The sequence below is a fragment of the Glycomyces tenuis DSM 44171 genome (assembly GCF_000427885.1).
In the GTDB taxonomy this organism is placed as follows: Bacteria; Actinomycetota; Actinomycetes; order Mycobacteriales; family Micromonosporaceae; genus Glycomyces; species Glycomyces tenuis.
Genome location: NZ_KE386600.1, coordinates 43656 through 58523 on the forward strand (window position 1 = coordinate 43656; position 14868 = coordinate 58523).

Sequence of the window (14868 nt, forward strand, 5' to 3'; positions counted from 1 at the left end):
CGGCCCTCGGCTCAGTCGAGGATGCCGTGGTGCAGTGCCCGCAGCACCGCCCGCGTCCGGTCCCGCGAGCCCAGCTTCATGAGCACATTGGAGACATGGTTCTTGACCGTGCCCTCCGCCAGGAACAGCGACTCGGCGATCTCCCGGTTGCTCAGCCCGGCCGCCACGAGCCGAAGCACGTCGAGCTCCCGCTCGGTCAGCGGCGCGAGCGGCAGCGAGCCGGCCCCGGCGTCGGCCGCGGGCGCCCCGCCCTCCCGCAGCGAGCGCAGCAGCCGATCGGTGATCGCCGGGCGCAGCAGCGTCCCGCCTCCGGCGAGCGTCTTCACCGCGCCGACCAGCTGCTCCAGCGTCACGTCCTTGAGCATGTAGCCGCGGGCGCCGGCCCGCAGCGCCTGGAGGACGAGCTCGTCGTCGTCGAAGGTCGTCAGCACGAGCACGGGCACCTCGACGCCGCCCTCGCGCAGGGCCTCCAGCGTCCAGATCCCGTCGTGGCGGGGCATCCGCAGATCGAGCAGCACCACGTCGGGCCGGGCCTCGCCGATGACCGCGACCGCGGCCATCCCGTCGTCGGCCTCGGCCACCACCTCCACCTCGTCGCTGAGGTCGAGCAGCCGCCGGATGCCCTGGCGGACCAGGTGCTGGTCGTCGACCAGGCAGACGCGGATCATGCGGCGGGCACCTCCGCCCTGACCCGGAAGCCGTCCTCGCCGGAGAAGCGGACCTTCCCGCCGAGGGCCTCGATGCGCTCGGCCATGCCGCGCAGGCCGTGGCCCAGTTCGAGGGCCCGGACGCCGACGCCGTCGTCGCGGGCGTCGAAGGCGAGCACCTCGCCTTCGACGCGGATCTCGATCCACAGGTTCTCGGCCCCGGCGTGCCGGATGGCGTTGGTGACGACCTCCTGCACGCAGCGCACCAGCGTGCGCGTGCGCTCCTCGTCGGTCTCGACCGCCGTGTCGATGCGCAGGTGGACGGCCGGTTCGGGCAGGTCCGCGACGATGCCTTCGAGGGTCTCGCGCAGCTGCGGACCGCGGTGGCGCATCTCGCCGACGGTGGCGCGCACGTCGCTCAACAGCCGCCGCGTCAGCTCCCTGGCGCGGTCGACCGACTCGCCCGCGTCCTCTTCCGTTCGGTGCGAGGCGATCTCCAGCTCCAGCGCCAGCACCGTCAGCTGATGCCCGACGAGGTCGTGCAGCTCCCGGGCGATGCGCAGGCGCTCCTCGGTGCGGCTCGACTCGGCGAGCAGCGCCGAGGCGGCGCGGAGCCGGACGTGGGCCTCGGCGATGCGCTTGCGCGATTCGGTCTCGCGCCGGTGCGCGAGCACGCCCAGGACGCTCGCCGCCTGGAGCATGAGGTACAGGGTCGCGACCATGCCGATCTCGAACGGCGAGGACGAGGTGAACGACGCCGCGACGGCCACGACGGCGGTGTTGGCGGCGATGAGCGCCGCCGAGACGCGCAGCGGCACCAGATAGGCGCTCACCGCGACGGTGAACACCAGCAGGATCGGCGTCCACCCGGCCGCCGGGGCGGTCAGCACCAGCACCGGCGCGAGGACCGACTGGAGCGCCAGGGTCGTCAGCAGCACTCGGCGGCGCGCCAGCTCCATCAGCCACATCGTGCAGCAGAACGCGGCGGTGAACGCCGCGAAGACCGCCAGCCACCAGCCGGTCGGGATCAGCGGCAGACGCTCCCCCTGGAGCTGGACCACCACCACCGGCACGCCCACGGCCAGGCAGGCCAGGGTCACGGCCACCCCGCCCCACACATCCGCCCACACCCGTGTCATCAGTGCCCAGCATAGGCGCTCGGCGTCCGCCGCGTCCGTGCCGGAAGTCATGGGCCGGATCCGTGACCTCTCGGACGCGCGGTGCCCGCCTCCTTCCCCATAGCGTCGAGAGAGGAACCGCGAACGAAGGAGACCCGATGCCCGCCATCGAAGTGCGCGGACTGCGCAAGCGCTACGGCGACACGCTCGCCGTCGACGACGTCAGCCTGAGCGTCGAGACCGGCGAGATCTACGGCGTGCTGGGCCGCAACGGCGCAGGCAAGACCACCACGGTGGAGACCATCGCGGGCCTGCGCCGCCCCGACGGCGGCACCGTGCGCGTCCTGGGCCTCGACCCGCTGCGCGATCGCAACAGGCTCAGGCAGGTCCTCGGCGTCCAGTTGCAGGAGGCGGAGCTGCACTCGGCCCTGACGGTCCGGGAGCTGATGCGGCTCTACCGGTCCTTCTACCGCGAGGGCGCCGACCCCGAGGAGCTCATCGAGCGGGTGGGCCTCACCGAGCAGCGCCGCACGCGCTTCGAGGCGCTCTCGGGCGGTCAGGCACAGCGCCTGAACATCGCCCTCGCCCTGCTGGGCCTGCCCAGGGCGGTCATCCTCGACGAGCTGACCACCGGGCTCGACCCCGACGCGCGCCGCCAGATGTGGGCGATGGTCGAAGGGCTCCGCGACGACGGCGTGACCGTCGTGCTCGTCAGCCACCACATGGAGGAGGTCGAGCGGCTCTGCGACCGGCTCGCGCTCCTCGACCGGGGGCGGGTCGTGGCCGTCGACTCGCCGGCAGGGCTCGTCTCGCGGGCCGGACTGGAGCAGGTGGTGCGCTTTCGCACCGTCGAGCCGTTCGACACCGCGGTCCTCGACCGCGTCGAGGAGGTCCGCTCGGTGCGCGTCGTCGACGGCCGGACCGTCGTCACCGGCTCGGGAAACCTGCTGCACGCGGTCAGCGCCGCCCTGGTCCGCGCCGACGTGGTCGCCCTCGACACGCGGTTCGACCAGGCCACGCTCGAGGACGCCTTCCTGGCGTTGACCGGCAGCGCCTTCGACGGAGGAGAATGACATGACCGACATCGCAACGATCCGCGCCCACCGGCCCGGCCCGCGCGCCTGGGCGAGGCTCGTCGCCGCCGAGGCGACGATGGTCGCCCGCGACACCTCGGGCCTGATCATCCCCTTCGGCCTGCCGCTGCTGATCCTCGTCATGAACGGGATGAGCGTCCAGGACGAGGCCGAGGCCACCGGCATCCCGATATTCGAGCGGTACGTGATACCCGTGGCGCTCACCATCGTCATCGCCGTGATCGGCGTGGTCAACATGCCGAGCTTCCTGGCCTATTACCGCCGCACACAGGTGCTGCGCCGCCTGGCGGTCACCCCGGCGAACCCGGGGATGATCCTGGCCGCCCAGGTGATCGTCGGCATGATCCAGTCGGCTGTCGGCATCGCGATCGGCGTCGCGGCCGCGATGCTGTTCTTCGACGTCGGCCTCCCCGAGCACCTCGGGACGGCACTGGCGGTGCTCGGCCTGGCGGCGCTGGCGATGTACGCGGTCGGGATGTTCGTCGCGGCCGTCGCACCCAGCGGCAACGCCGCGGTGGCCATAGGGCTCACCCTGTTCTTCCTGTTCGGCGCGAGCGGCGGCATGTTCGGGCCGACCGACAACCTGCCCGAACCGGTGGCGGCGGTGGGGGAGGCGCTGCCGTTCGGCGCGGCGGTCCAGGCCGTCGGCGCCGCCTGGGCCGGCGGGGAGCAGAACCTCGCCCACCTGCTGGCCTTGGCCGCGGCGATCGTGGTCAGCGCCGCGATCTCGGTCAAGGCCTTCCGCTGGGACTGACTCCTCTCGCGCTGAGCCGCCGCGGCCGCGGCGGCTCAGCGCGAAGCCGTTCAGCGGACCCGGTCGTAGAAGAGCCCCATCGCGCCGCTCTCGCCCACACTGTGGCTGGTGAGCGTCCAGTCCCCGGCGGGCAGCGGCCCGTCGAAGAGCGTCGGCCCGCCGCCGAGGATCACCGGGAAGTGCATGAGCGCCAAGCGGTCGACCAGGTCGGCCTGGAGGAGCGCCTTGATGACGCTCGCGCTGGAGGGCACGAGTATGTCGCCGCCCTCGGCGGCCTTGAGGTCCGCGACCACTTCGGCGGCGGGCTTGTCGACGATCGTCGTCCGCTCCCACGGCGCTTCGCCGAGTGTGGACGACAGGACCACCTTCTCGACGCCGACCAGCCATGTCGCGAAGCCCTCGTCGCGTCGGTCGACGCCGTCGGCGCCGATGACGGTGGGCCAGAAGCCGAGGAAGCCTTCGGCGTTGACGCGGCCGAGCAGCGCCGTCGTCGCGTTCTGCCACAGGCTCGTCATGTGGTCGCGGGCGACGTCGGTGAAGACGTGCGGTCGCACCCAGGCCATGTCGGTGGGGGCGCCCGGCCCGTCGTAACGGCCGTCGAGCGAGAGGGTCATGTTGGCGATGACCCTGCGGCCGTTGATCTTCGTGTTCATTGTTCACTCCTGGTTCCGGTGTTCGGCGCCGTCGTCGACGGCGTTCGAGGTGTGCGAGGCGATGAGCGCCGCGAGCTTCTCGAGGCTCTGGCCGAAGCCGGTCTCGATGCCGGCGATGAAGTCGGCGGATTCGACGCTGCTGTCGCCGACGCGGTAGCGGACGTCGAGTTCGGTGGCGCCGCCGAGCGGCCGGAGGCCGTACTCGACGTCGGCGGTGAAGGCCGTCCCGCCTCCTGGGAGCAGTGGCGAGAGCCGATAGGAGAGGAGCTCGTGGAGGACCGCCCGGGTGACGGCGCCTTCGGCGCGGCCGACGACCGCGTCGGAGCCGTCGAGGTCCTCGGCGTCGCGGTACTCGTGGACGATCCGCCCGCCGGGGCGGGCCTCGAAGACCAGTTCGCTGATGCGGAGGTCGTCGGGGGTCCACCACCGGGCCAGCAGCTCGGCCTCGGTGAGGTGGCGCCAGACCAGCTCGACCGGGCCGGGGAGCGAGCGGGTGAAGCCGAACTCGCGCCCGTCGGCCCAGCCGGGGGCGTCGGCGGCGAGGCGCTCGGCCTGGACGCTGAGCCGCCGGCGGTCGAAGGCCTCTCCCGCGCCGCCGACCGCTTCGGCGTCGTCGGCGAGCCCGGTGAGCGCGGCGGCCAGGTCCCGCAGGGGGCCCGGTCGCAGCGTGTAGATGCGGCGCTGGCCGCTGCGCTCGGAGGCGACGACACCGGCGCGTTCGAGCGCTTGGAGGTGCTTGGTCGTCTGCGGCTGGCGGGCCTCGGCGAGCCGCGCGAGCACGCCGACCGGTCGGGGCCGCTCGGCCAGCAGCCGCACGAGCCGCCAGCGGGCCGGATCGGCCAGCGCGGCGAGAATGGCGTCCATACACCAAAGTATTCCTCAAAAAGAATATTCTTGTCAAGGAATAATTCAAGAGATTCGAGCGCCGCGCGAACTCGTGCAGAGCACGGCGGTGGAGCCGCCCGGTCGAACGCCAAGGCGCTCAACGGTCCAGCGCCTCCAGCATGCCCTCCAGCAGCACCCGCAGCTCGGCGCGATCGGATTCGGCGAGCTCGACCCGGTAGTCCGCCTCCGCCGGAATCCAGGAGAGCCCGTAGGCGATGTCGCGCGCGCTCGCACCTCCGACCGGCCAGCGCGTCCGCTCCGGCCCTTCCGCCGTCGCGCCCTGCGCCCACTCGCCGAACACGGCTCGGAACCGCTCGATCGGCAGCTCGACGACCGCCGCCGCCTCCTCGGTGCGCGGCCCCCACGTCCGCGCGACGGCGACCAGCTCGTCGACCCGCTCCGGCGGCAGCGAACGCGGCGCGAACCGCACCCGCAGCCGCTCGACGCCCGTGATGCGGTCGACGCGGAAGGTGCGCCAGTCGGCGCGGTCGACGTCCCAGCACACCAGGTACCAGTCCCGGCCGGACGGCACGAGCGCGCTCGGCTCGACCCGGCGCTCCTGCCGCTTCCCCTCCGCGGGCTCGTATCCGATCCGCACCCGCTCGCGATCGCGGCACGCGAGCGCGAGGTCGGTCAGGACCGAGGAGGAGAACTCCCCGTCGCCCGGAGACGTGCGCCGCGCGTCCGGGGCCATGGCCTTCACGCGCCGCCGGAGCCGCGAAGGGAGCACCTGCTCCAGCTTGGCGAGCGCCGACAGCGCGGACTCGGCGCCGCGGCGCAGACGCCCCGCCGCGACCATGCGCAGGCCGATCGCGAAGGCGACCGCCTCCTCGTCCGAGAGCAGCAGCGGCGGGAGCGAGGCGCCCGCCTCCAGGCGGTACCCGCCGAGCACGCCCGGCGTGGACTCGACGCGGTACCCGAGGTCCCGCAGCCGCTCCACGTCCCGGCGCACGGTCCGCACGGTCACCCCCAGGCGGCGGGCCAGTTCCGAGGCCGGCCAGTGCCGGTGCGACTGGAGCAGATCGAGCAGGGTCAGGGCGCGGGCCGTCGTGTCGGACATGAATCGATCTTCTCGCGAATCGGTGACAGATACCGTCCTGGTTCGTCTTTACGCTCGCCGTGTCCCACAGAACCCGCGGCCCCACGGGGCCGAACGAGACAGATTGCGAAGCGACATGACGATTCTCATCACCGGCGCCACCGGCACGGTCGGACGCCACCTGGTCGACCGGCTCGTCTCCGACGGGCACCGCGTCCGCGCGCTCACCCGCGACCCCGCCAAGGCGCGGTTCTCGCCCGAGGTGGAGGTCGTCGGCGGCGACCTCACCGACGTCACGACGCTGAGCGGGGCCTTCGCCGGAGCGGCGGCGGCGCACCTGATCACCTTCGGCGGCGACGACGGCGAGGACCTCGCCAACGGCGACGCGATCGTGGACCTCGCCGTCCGCTCGGGCGTGCGCCGCGCGACGGTGCTCGGCGGCTGGGACCGGACCTCGGTGGAGGCGGCCCTCGACGATTCCCCCATCGGCTGGACGCTCGTGGCGGCCGCCGAGTTCATGTCCGGGGCGCTCGAATGGGCGCCCGAGGTGCGGGCGGGCGGCACCGTCAGCACCCACGCGACCTACCCGAGCGCGGTCGTCCACGAGGCCGACATCGCGGCGGTGGCGGCGGTCGCCCTCACCGAGGACGGGCACGCGGGCAAGACCCACTGCGTGACCGGCCCCGAGGCGCTCACCCCGGCCGAGCGGACGCGCCTCCTCGGCGACGCCCTCGGCCGGGAGCTCGCGCACGTCCAGCTGACCGTCGACCAGGAGCGGGAGCGCCTGCGCTCCTACGGCTACCCCGAGGACTACGTCGAGTTCGGCGTCCAGCTCGCGACGAGCCCGCCGGGCGTGGCCGGCGAGGTGCGGGACACGGTCGAGTCCGTGACGAAGCGGCCCGCGCGCACCTTCGCCCAATGGGCCGCGGAGCACGCGGACCGCTTCCGGCCCTGACCGGACCGCCGCCCGCCGCGCCCGGCCGCCGAGGGACAATCGCCGCATGGCCCGACGATCTCGTCAACCCCGGCGCCCGGTGCGGCGCGCCCCCGAGCGGGACTGCCCCTGCGGCGCGGGCGGCCCCTACGACGCCTGCTGCGGACGGCTGCACGCAGGAGACGCCGGGGCCGACACCGCCGAGGCGCTGATGCGCTCGCGCTACAGCGCCTTCGCGCTCGGCGATGTGGACTACCTCCTGCGCACCTGGCATCCGGACACCCGACCGGCCCGGCTCGACCTCGACGGCGGCCGGCGCTGGACGGGCCTGGAGGTGCTCGAGACGAGCGGGGGCACCGCCTTCCACTCCAGCGGCACCGTGACCTTCCGGGCGCACTACCGCGACGCCGAAGGCCCGGGTGCGCAGGAGGAGACCAGCGAGTTCCTCCGGCTCGACGGCGCCTGGGTCTACCGCTGAGTCCGGTGCGCCCGCGGTCCGGCGCCATGCCGCCCGACCGGCCGCGCAGGACGGCCCAGCGGCAGGCGATCGCCTGTCCACGGCACCCTCTCGCGGCCTCTCGCCACTAAGCTGAGGGCACCCACTGCTGCGAGACAGGAGTACCCCTCATGAAAGCCGTCATCCAGGACCGCTACGGGACGGCTGACGTCGTCACCGTCGGTGACCTCCCGGATCCGGTCCCGGCGGACGACGAGGTCCTCGTCCGGGTCCGGGCCGCCTCCCTCAACGGATCCGACCGCGAGCACCTCCTCGGCCGGCCCTTCTACGCGCGCCTGGCCGGACTGCGGCGCCCGCGCCACCCCGTGCCCGGCTCGGACGTCGCCGGAGTCATTGCGGCCGTAGGGCGCTCGGTGACACAGTTCGCCCCGGGCGACGAGGTGTTCGGCGAACTGGCCGGCTACCGCGGCGCTCTCGCGGAGTACGTCGCCACCCGGCCGCGGCTGCTGGCCCGCAAGCCGCCCGAACTGTCCTTCCTGGACGCGGCGGCGATCCCGCAGGCGGGCTGCATCGCCCTGCGGGCCACGCTCGGCCTGAAGCCCGGCGACCGGGTGCTGGTCAACGGCGCGGGAGGGGCCGGCGGCGCGCTCGTGATCGGGCTCGCCGCGCACCTCGGCGCCGCGGTGACGGCCGTGGACCGCGCGGACAAGGCCGAGCACCTGCTGCGGATCGGCGCCGATGAGACGATCGCCTTCGAGGACCAGGACTGGGCCGAGCAGCGCGACCGCTACGACCGCATAGTGGACCTGGTGGCGCACCGCTCGCCGTACCGGGTCCATCGGGCGCTGCGCCCCGGCGGGACCTACTCCATGGTCGGCGGGCACACCCGCGTGCTGCTCGCGACGCTCCTCGCCGGACCGACGATCCGGTGGACCACCGGGAAACGGGTCGCCGTGCTGGTGGTCCCGCAGTCGCGCGCCGATCTGGAGGCGGTCACCGCCCTGGTCGTCGGCGGCGCCGCCGCCTCCGCGGTCGACCGGGTCCATCCCCTGGAGGAGGCGCCCGCGGCGTTCGCGCGGCTCGCCGCCGGCGACTACCGGGGCAAGATCCTCATCGAGGTGCCCTGAGGCCGCCCCCGGACCGGATCGCGGCGGCGGGTTCAATGAGCGCATGGACCAGAAACCAGACCGCGGCACCGCGACGCCCCCGGCCGGGCACTACGAGATCGACCCGGCCGGTTCCCGCATCGCGTTCGCGACCACCCACCTGTTCGGGATGCTGCCGGTGCGCGGCTCGTTCGCGCTCGACGGCGGCACCGTCGAGGTCGCAGAGCCGCTCACCGATTCGACCGTCCGAGCCGAGATCGCCGCGGCGAGCTTCGACACCGGCAACAAGGCGCGGGACGAGCAGGTCCGCTCGCGCCGCTACCTCGACACCGACCGATACCCTTCGATGACGTTCGTCTCCGAACGCATCGAAGGCGACCGCCTCATCGGCGCGCTCACCGCGCACGGCGTCACCAGACCGGTCACGCTCGCGGTCGAGGCCGGCGAGGTGTCGGCGGCGTCGTTCACCGCCCGCGCGAGCGTCCGCATCGACCGCACCGACTTCGGCGTGACCGCCGGCCGCGGCATGACCGGCCGCCACCTCGACGTGACGATCGACGTCACCTGCACGCGTCGGCGGTGAGGCGGTGCCAATGACCGACAAGGGCGCGAAGAGCGAGGTCATCGCGTTCCGCCTGGGCGCCCACCATCTCACCGAGCGCCTGGGCGAAGGCGGTCTGCCCGACGTGTCCGGCCGCTCGGCGAGGGCGGTGCGTATTTCTGCGTCCGCATCCTCACGCTGCGGGGGAGGGTCTGCTTCGCGCCGCGCGAAGGGAACAAGGCGCCGTTCGTCCTGGTCGACGAGTGGTTCGGCCGTCCGATCCCGGACAGCGGCCGGCATCGGCGCGCGCCGAACTGCTCCACCGCTGCCTGCGCTGCTACGGGCCGTCGACGCCGGTGACACCGCCCCCCGGTGGGACCGGATCGAAGACGAGCTCACCCGGGTCGACTTCGGCGGCGAGGCGTGGATGCTCGCCGAGGACCGCGACAAGCGGTCGATCCGGTTCGAGGCCGAGCGGATCGCGCCGTTGCGAGGCGCGTCGTCCGTGAACGTCGAGTTCGACACCTACTGAGCCCCTTCCGGTTCGAACGGCGTCCGAAGCCGCCGAGGGCTCGCGCCGATCGTCGGCGCCGCCGTGCAGAATGTGTCGCATGCTGGAAGGACTGCACGACATCGACTGGGCGTCCATGCGCCACGCCTACGGCCCGGCCGAGGAGGTCCCGGCGATCCTCATTGGCCTGTGCTCGGCGGACGAGAAGGAACGCGAAGGGGCCCTGGACGACTACTACGGTGCCGTGCACCACCAAGGCGACATCTACCCCTGCACCGTCGCCACTCTGCCGTTCCTGTTCGCGCTGGCCGCCGATCCCGCCACCCCCGACCGGGCCGCGATCATCGGCCTCCTGGTCAACATCGGCGAGGTCGCGATCGAGTGGCACCGCGGCGATCACGAGACCACGCCCGAGATCCGCGAGGCCGCCGCGGCGATGCGGGAGCGGTCGGCGATGTTCGTCGGCTTCGCCGCGCACGAGGACTTCGGGATCCGTGAGGCCGCGATCCCGGCATTGGGCCTGTTCGTCGACGACGCCCGCTCGGCGCTGCGGCTGCTGCGCGAACGGCTCGAGGCCGAACAGGACGCCGAAGTGCTGATGTCGGTCCTGCACACCATGTCGACGCTGGCCCTGCGCCTGCCAGCGGCGGCGGAGGAGGCGGCCGCCCGGTTCACCGAAGTGACCGCCGACCGGTCATTCGGACCGGCCGTCAGATTCGCGGCCCTGACCGAACACGTGCGCGGCGCCCTTGACGAGATCGGAGACGGCATCGTTCCGGCGGCCGTCGCCCTGCTCGACGAGCTGTCGCCTCGGTCTGAGCCGTCCGACGGGCAGTCTCCGCCCGAGACCGTGGCCGCCTTCGAAGGACGCCGGGGGCACAGCCCCGTCTCGCGTCCGCTGGCCTCGCTCCACCACTCCCTGGGGGAGCGGACCGGCGAACGGGCCGAGCTGCTCACCGCGCAGCTGCGCAGCCCTGACCCGCGACTCCGGTTCGACGGCATCCGCGACACCGGTGACTTCGTCAGGTCCTGGCGAGGCGACCACTCAGCCCTGATCGCACTGCTCGCGGAGCAACTCGCCTCCGGCGACGCCCTCGCCGCCGCGGCGGCCGAGACACTGGCCCGGTCCCACCCGATCGCCGAACCCGCGCGCGAAGCCCTGGCGGCGTTCGTCGACGGGCGGCGCCAGATCCACGGGGCGGAAGCATGGCACGCCGCCGACCCGGACCGGCGCACCGCCTACCGGGAATCGGTCCGGGCGCTCGCCCGACTCGGCGACACCAGAGCCGTACCCGCGCTCCTCGACGCCATCGACACCGGACAGGACACTCGGACGGCGGTGCAGGCGTCCAGGTTCCTGCCGCAGGCCGCCGATCGGCTCGCGCCCCGGGTGTGCGAGTACCTGCGCGGGATCGACCTGGCCGGGCCGCACCCCAATTCGGAGGCGAACCCCGCTCTCTTCGCATTGGGCGCCCTCGGGGACCCCGCCGCGCTGCCGACGATCGCGGAGGTCCTCACCGCCGCGATCCGTCTCGAACAGTGGCCGGTCGTCCGGTCCGCCTTGGCGTCCTCGCGGCGGTTCGGTGCGGCGGCGCCGGATGCGCTCGATGACATCAGGCCGCTGACCTCCGCCCCCGATCAGGGCGTCGTACAGGGCGCCATCGAGGTGATCTGGACTCGCACCGGCGACCCCGCCGAAGTGCTGCCGCGTCTGGCGACGCTCCTCGACAGCGACGACTCCTTCACGATGATCGGCGCCGCCGACGTCCTCGCCGAGATCGGCCCGGCAGCCGCTTCCTCGCTTCCGAGACTCCGGACGCTGCTGAGCCACCGCTATGAATGGGTCCGCGTCCACGCCGCGGCCGCGATGTGGGCGATCGGCGGCGAGAACGAGACCGACGTCGTTTTGGACGTCCTGTGCCGAGCCTGGGAACAGAACCTCGCCACCGGCAACCACGTGACCGAGTGCCTCGACCGCATGGGCACGGCGGCGGGCCCCGCCGTGCCCATGGTGCGAGCGGAACTGGCCTTGGCCCGACGCAGCGGCCGCTTCGGCGGCATCGAGCACGACGAGGCCCTCCAGCGGACCTGCCGCGCCATCGCCCGCCGCTTCGGGTGAACCGAGTCGGCCGCAGCGGCCTTCACGCGTCGACGTAGAGGTCCGCGACCCGCGCGGCGGTCTCGGCGAGGTCCCGGCGAAGTTCCGGCGGGGAGCGGGCCTCGACGTCGGCGCCGAAGTCGAGCAGTCGGCGCGCCACGCTCACCGAGCGGAACCGCAGCTCGACCCGGACCCAGTCGGGGTCGTGCTCCACGGCGGGGAGACCGCCCTCCGGGGGAGGGGAGGCGAGGTCGGCGTGGTGGCGGTGGAGGAAGCGGTTCAGCACCGGCCTGCGGACCCAGACCTCGGCCTCGACCTCGTCGATCCGGCGGCGCAGCTCGCGCCAGAGCCGGTCGAGTTCGACGCCGGCGCGCCGCCGCGTCGGCTCGTCGAGGACTTCCGCGCCGATGACCCGGTCCAGGCTGAACAGCCGCGGCTCGCCGTCGACATCGGCCACGAGGTACCAGACGCCCGACTTGTCGACCAGGCCGTACGGGTCGACCGTGTGGCCGCGCAGCTCGCCGTCGCCGTGCAGGTACCGCAGCCGCAGGCGGCGGTCCTTGAAGACGGCCTCCTGGAAGGTGCGGAAGCCGCCGACGGGCGCCGACTCGCGGCGCCAGCGCACGGGGTCGACGATCACGCGGCGGCCGATCAGGTCCATCGCGTCCTGGTGCGGCGCCGGGAGAGCGGCCATGACCTTGCGCACCGCCGAACCGAGCACCTCGCCGAGGCCGAGATCGCCGGTGGACTGCTCGGTCAGCAGGACGAACAGCGCCCGCGCCTCCTCGTTGCTCATGCCCGCGACACTGGTGCGGTAGTCGGGCATCAGAGCGATGCCGCCATGGCGTCCGCGCTCGGTGTAGACCGGCACCCCGGCCGCCGCCAGGAACTGCACGTCGCGGAGCACCGTGTGCGCGGAGACCCCGAGCCGCTCGGCGAGCCTCGCCGAGGGGATCCGCCCGTGGGCCCGCAGCAGGAGCAGTGTCTCCAGGAGTCGTTCGGACCTCATGCCCATGTCCGCCAGCCTATCCCGGCGCCCGCGGCCCCGTCGCGCCCGAGGGGCCGCCCTCGCCGGGCCCGACGCGATGCCGGGCCGCTTGCCTGATCGTCCAAACAAGATGGACTAACGGTCGGTATTCGGTCAACTGCAAAGGGGATATGCCGGGGTCCGCGCCGGGCATAGCCTGCTTGTACCCCGGCGCACTCCTCACAATCCTCGGGAGACCACCGTGTCCACCAATCCCTCCGCCAGGGGCCCCGGTCGGGGCCGAGTGCCCTCCTGGTCCGAACTGTCGACCGTTCAGCGGACCGGCGTGATCGCGGCCTTCGCGCTTCTGGTGCTCTGCTGCGGCGCCGTTCTCATCCCGATGAGCGACGACGCCGACCCCGACCCGCCCGACGAAGGCGCGACCGGGATCGAGACGACCGCCTCGGCGTCTCCCTCCGAGCCGGACCCGACGACCACCCGCCCCGAACCGACCGAAACCACCACGTCGGCCTCGCCCGAGCCGGAGCCGGAGCCCGAATCCGAGCCCACTGAGGCCGAAGAGGATGAGGTCTACTACGACAACTGCGACGCCGCCCGCGACGCGGGCGCCGCTCCGGTCCACGAAGGGGAGGCCGGCTACCGCAGCGGTCTCGACAGGGACGGCGATGGCGTCGGCTGCGAGGATTCGTCCTCATCCGGCTCCGGAGGCGGCGGCGGATCCGGCGGCGGCGACGACGGCGGTGCGGACGTGTACTACGACAACTGCACCGAGGCCCGCGAGGCCGGTGCCGCTCCTCTCTACGCGGGCGATCCCGGTTACGGCTCCCACCTCGACCGCGACGGTGACGGCGCGGCCTGCGAATGATCGCCGCGACCGAGGACCCGCTGGACGACGGCGGAAGGTCCCGGCCCGCGAAGCGCCTGCCGTTCGGGCTACCTGCGCCGCCGGGAGCGCCGCTCGTAGCGGACCTTGACCGGCGAGTAGACGAGGCTCCCGGTCAGGCGCAGGAGCGGCCCGTCGCCTCGCTGCCGGCTCTCGTTCTTCAACCTCCCGCCCTGGTAATCGAGGCCGTCGTCGATCGCGGAGGCGCCTTCGGGGAGGATGATCGTGAGTCTCGAGTGCGTCAGGTGGGCCTCGATCTCGACCTCTCGACCGGTGAAGACGGCCTCGCGGAAGTCGAGCACGATCCGCGAGTGCTTGGGCTTGAGGGTGATGCGCGCCGGGACGGTCCAGGCGCCCTCCCGGGTGACCTTGCTGTGCGCGGGGGCCAGGTTCAGGTCGGGGGCCGCGGCGTCCCGGGCGGACCCGCTCCGGAGCGCGACCGCGCCGTCCTCCTCGGGCAGGTCGGTGAGCAGACGCTCGACCTCCGCGTACGTCTTGGCCTCGTATACCTGCCTGGACCGCTCGGCGAACTCGTCGAGCTCGAGGCGGCCCTCCTCGGTTGCGGCATGGAGGCGTCGGATGACGGCCTCGCGGTCGGTGTTGGAGATGCGGACGTTCGGGTCGGGCGTGGACATCGCGGTTCGCCTTCTGTTCGATCGGCGCCGAACCTGTGCGGCGCCGCCCCAGTCGTTTCCGTCGAAGATACCGTTTCCCGGTCGGCCGCTTCGGTGCCGTCAGCGGCCGGGGTCGGCGGCGCCCCCGCCGGTGAGCCCGGCCAGGGCGCGCATGGGGGCGGTGAAGGCGTCGCAGCACAGCGCGTAGACGTTGCTGCGGCCCTTCGGGGTGACGGTCACCAGCCCGAGTTCGCGGAGCGGCGCCAGGTGGTGGGAGACGAGGGTCTGGGCCAGGCCGGTGGCCTCGGTCAGTTCCCGGACGGTCCGCGACCGCTCGGACAGCAGGAGGACGATCGCGAGCCGGTTCTCGTCCGCCAGGGCCTTGAACTGGGGCGCGAGCTCGCGGGCGCGGTCGATGAGCGCCCCGTCCGGCTCGGCGGCGGGCGGCGTCGGCGTGAGTTCGAGTGCGCGGCTCATGGAGTCAAGTAAATCACGGAACTTGCTATAAACAGCAAACGCTGATATCAATTGGATCAGCTAATGCGA

Annotated in this window: 17 protein-coding genes; 9 read left to right on the forward strand and 8 right to left on the reverse strand. The window is 73.0% G+C overall.

Annotation, left to right across the window (positions count from 1 at the left end; translation table 11 throughout):
- Positions 1–11: 11 nt before the first annotated feature.
- Together YWW_RS0124380 and YWW_RS0124385 are read right to left on the reverse strand one after the other, a co-directional pair.
- The gene (locus YWW_RS0124380) at positions 12–668 is read right to left on the reverse strand and encodes a response regulator (RefSeq protein WP_026932135.1); all 657 of its coding nucleotides are present in this window, start codon (positions 666–668) and stop codon (positions 12–14) included.
- Entirely contained in the window at positions 665–1837 is a 1173-nt protein-coding gene (locus YWW_RS0124385) for a sensor histidine kinase (RefSeq protein WP_211228684.1), read from the reverse strand. The genes YWW_RS0124380 and YWW_RS0124385 overlap by 4 nt, the downstream gene beginning before the upstream one ends.
- An 86-nt stretch (positions 1838–1923) precedes the next feature.
- Between YWW_RS0124385 and YWW_RS0124390 the strand changes: the two genes are divergently transcribed.
- Together YWW_RS0124390 and YWW_RS0124395 are read left to right on the forward strand one after the other, a co-directional pair.
- On the forward strand, positions 1924–2838 hold the full coding sequence (locus YWW_RS0124390) for an ABC transporter ATP-binding protein (protein WP_026932137.1): 915 nt from the start codon (positions 1924–1926) through the stop codon (positions 2836–2838).
- A gap of 1 nt (position 2839) precedes the next feature.
- A complete protein-coding gene (locus YWW_RS0124395) occupies positions 2840–3613 on the forward strand; it encodes an ABC transporter permease (protein ID WP_026932138.1) in 774 nt (257 codons plus the stop codon).
- A gap of 50 nt (positions 3614–3663) precedes the next feature.
- Here YWW_RS0124395 and YWW_RS0124400 read toward each other — a convergent pair whose 3' ends face one another.
- The 3 genes from YWW_RS0124400 to YWW_RS0124410 form a co-directional block, all read right to left on the reverse strand.
- Entirely contained in the window at positions 3664–4266 is a 603-nt protein-coding gene (locus tag YWW_RS0124400) for a dihydrofolate reductase family protein (RefSeq protein ID WP_026932139.1), read from the reverse strand.
- 3 nt (positions 4267–4269) lie between these two features.
- Positions 4270–5130, reverse strand: coding sequence for a metalloregulator ArsR/SmtB family transcription factor (locus YWW_RS0124405; RefSeq protein WP_026932140.1), 861 nt, complete (start codon positions 5128–5130; stop codon positions 4270–4272).
- Between the two features lie 118 nt (positions 5131–5248).
- The gene (locus YWW_RS0124410; RefSeq protein ID WP_026932141.1) at positions 5249–6211 is read right to left on the reverse strand and encodes a helix-turn-helix transcriptional regulator; all 963 of its coding nucleotides are present in this window, start codon (positions 6209–6211) and stop codon (positions 5249–5251) included.
- A gap of 115 nt (positions 6212–6326) precedes the next feature.
- Here YWW_RS0124410 and YWW_RS0124415 point away from each other — a divergent pair, with 115 nt between their 5' ends.
- From YWW_RS0124415 to YWW_RS0124440, 6 genes are all read left to right on the forward strand, one after another.
- Positions 6327–7145 (forward strand): NmrA family NAD(P)-binding protein, encoded by an 819-nt coding sequence (locus tag YWW_RS0124415; protein WP_026932142.1) that lies wholly within the window; start codon positions 6327–6329, stop codon positions 7143–7145.
- Positions 7146–7191: 46 nt separating this feature from the next.
- Entirely contained in the window at positions 7192–7602 is a 411-nt protein-coding gene (locus tag YWW_RS0124420; RefSeq protein WP_051326266.1) for a YchJ family protein, read from the forward strand.
- 149 nt (positions 7603–7751) lie between these two features.
- The gene (locus YWW_RS0124425) at positions 7752–8708 is read left to right on the forward strand and encodes an NAD(P)-dependent alcohol dehydrogenase (RefSeq protein ID WP_026932144.1); all 957 of its coding nucleotides are present in this window, start codon (positions 7752–7754) and stop codon (positions 8706–8708) included.
- A gap of 43 nt (positions 8709–8751) precedes the next feature.
- Positions 8752–9270, forward strand: a complete 519-nt coding sequence (locus tag YWW_RS0124430) for a YceI family protein (protein ID WP_026932145.1) — start codon at positions 8752–8754, stop codon at positions 9268–9270.
- Between the two features lie 10 nt (positions 9271–9280).
- On the forward strand, positions 9281–9760 hold the full coding sequence (locus YWW_RS35485; protein WP_211228685.1) for a hypothetical protein: 480 nt from the start codon (positions 9281–9283) through the stop codon (positions 9758–9760).
- 79 nt (positions 9761–9839) lie between these two features.
- Positions 9840–11858 carry a HEAT repeat domain-containing protein gene (locus YWW_RS0124440; protein WP_051326267.1) on the forward strand — a complete coding sequence of 673 codons (2019 nt, stop codon included), beginning with the start codon at positions 9840–9842 and terminating at the stop codon, positions 11856–11858.
- 22 nt (positions 11859–11880) lie between these two features.
- On the opposite strand, the gene YWW_RS0124445 is transcribed toward YWW_RS0124440, so the two are convergent.
- Entirely contained in the window at positions 11881–12852 is a 972-nt protein-coding gene (locus tag YWW_RS0124445) for a helix-turn-helix transcriptional regulator (RefSeq protein ID WP_211228686.1), read from the reverse strand.
- 214 nt (positions 12853–13066) lie between these two features.
- Here YWW_RS0124445 and YWW_RS35490 point away from each other — a divergent pair, with 214 nt between their 5' ends.
- On the forward strand, positions 13067–13690 hold the full coding sequence (locus YWW_RS35490; RefSeq protein WP_281171024.1) for an excalibur calcium-binding domain-containing protein: 624 nt from the start codon (positions 13067–13069) through the stop codon (positions 13688–13690).
- 68 nt (positions 13691–13758) lie between these two features.
- Here YWW_RS35490 and YWW_RS0124455 read toward each other — a convergent pair whose 3' ends face one another.
- Together YWW_RS0124455 and YWW_RS0124460 are read right to left on the reverse strand one after the other, a co-directional pair.
- Positions 13759–14343, reverse strand: a complete 585-nt coding sequence (locus tag YWW_RS0124455) for a DUF1707 SHOCT-like domain-containing protein (RefSeq protein WP_026932148.1) — start codon at positions 14341–14343, stop codon at positions 13759–13761.
- A 99-nt stretch (positions 14344–14442) separates the two neighbouring features.
- Positions 14443–14799: an ArsR/SmtB family transcription factor gene (locus YWW_RS0124460; RefSeq protein ID WP_026932149.1), complete on the reverse strand. Its 357-nt coding sequence runs from the start codon at positions 14797–14799 to the stop codon at positions 14443–14445.
- Between the last annotated feature and the right edge of the window lie 69 nt (positions 14800–14868).

What these genes read in the sequence shown, in the direction of transcription:
- YWW_RS0124380 (WP_026932135.1), bottom strand. Translation starts at nt 668, where the DNA reads ATGATCCGCGTCTGCCTGGTCGACGACCAGCACCTGGTCCGCCAGGGC.
- YWW_RS0124385 (WP_211228684.1), bottom strand. Translation starts at nt 1,837, where the DNA reads ATGACTTCCGGCACGGACGCGGCGGACGCCGAGCGCCTATGCTGGGCA.
- YWW_RS0124390 (WP_026932137.1), top strand. Translation starts at nt 1,924, where the DNA reads ATGCCCGCCATCGAAGTGCGCGGACTGCGCAAGCGCTACGGCGACACG.
- YWW_RS0124395 (WP_026932138.1), top strand. Translation starts at nt 2,840, where the DNA reads ATGACCGACATCGCAACGATCCGCGCCCACCGGCCCGGCCCGCGCGCC.
- YWW_RS0124400 (WP_026932139.1), bottom strand. Translation starts at nt 4,266, where the DNA reads ATGAACACGAAGATCAACGGCCGCAGGGTCATCGCCAACATGACCCTC.
- YWW_RS0124405 (WP_026932140.1), bottom strand. Translation starts at nt 5,130, where the DNA reads ATGGACGCCATTCTCGCCGCGCTGGCCGATCCGGCCCGCTGGCGGCTC.
- YWW_RS0124410 (WP_026932141.1), bottom strand. Translation starts at nt 6,211, where the DNA reads ATGTCCGACACGACGGCCCGCGCCCTGACCCTGCTCGATCTGCTCCAG.
- YWW_RS0124415 (WP_026932142.1), top strand. Translation starts at nt 6,327, where the DNA reads ATGACGATTCTCATCACCGGCGCCACCGGCACGGTCGGACGCCACCTG.
- YWW_RS0124420 (WP_051326266.1), top strand. Translation starts at nt 7,192, where the DNA reads ATGGCCCGACGATCTCGTCAACCCCGGCGCCCGGTGCGGCGCGCCCCC.
- YWW_RS0124425 (WP_026932144.1), top strand. Translation starts at nt 7,752, where the DNA reads ATGAAAGCCGTCATCCAGGACCGCTACGGGACGGCTGACGTCGTCACC.
- YWW_RS0124430 (WP_026932145.1), top strand. Translation starts at nt 8,752, where the DNA reads ATGGACCAGAAACCAGACCGCGGCACCGCGACGCCCCCGGCCGGGCAC.
- YWW_RS35485 (WP_211228685.1), top strand. Translation starts at nt 9,281, where the DNA reads ATGACCGACAAGGGCGCGAAGAGCGAGGTCATCGCGTTCCGCCTGGGC.
- YWW_RS0124440 (WP_051326267.1), top strand. Translation starts at nt 9,840, where the DNA reads ATGCTGGAAGGACTGCACGACATCGACTGGGCGTCCATGCGCCACGCC.
- YWW_RS0124445 (WP_211228686.1), bottom strand. Translation starts at nt 12,852, where the DNA reads ATGGGCATGAGGTCCGAACGACTCCTGGAGACACTGCTCCTGCTGCGG.
- YWW_RS0124455 (WP_026932148.1), bottom strand. Translation starts at nt 14,343, where the DNA reads ATGTCCACGCCCGACCCGAACGTCCGCATCTCCAACACCGACCGCGAG.
- YWW_RS0124460 (WP_026932149.1), bottom strand. Translation starts at nt 14,799, where the DNA reads ATGAGCCGCGCACTCGAACTCACGCCGACGCCGCCCGCCGCCGAGCCG.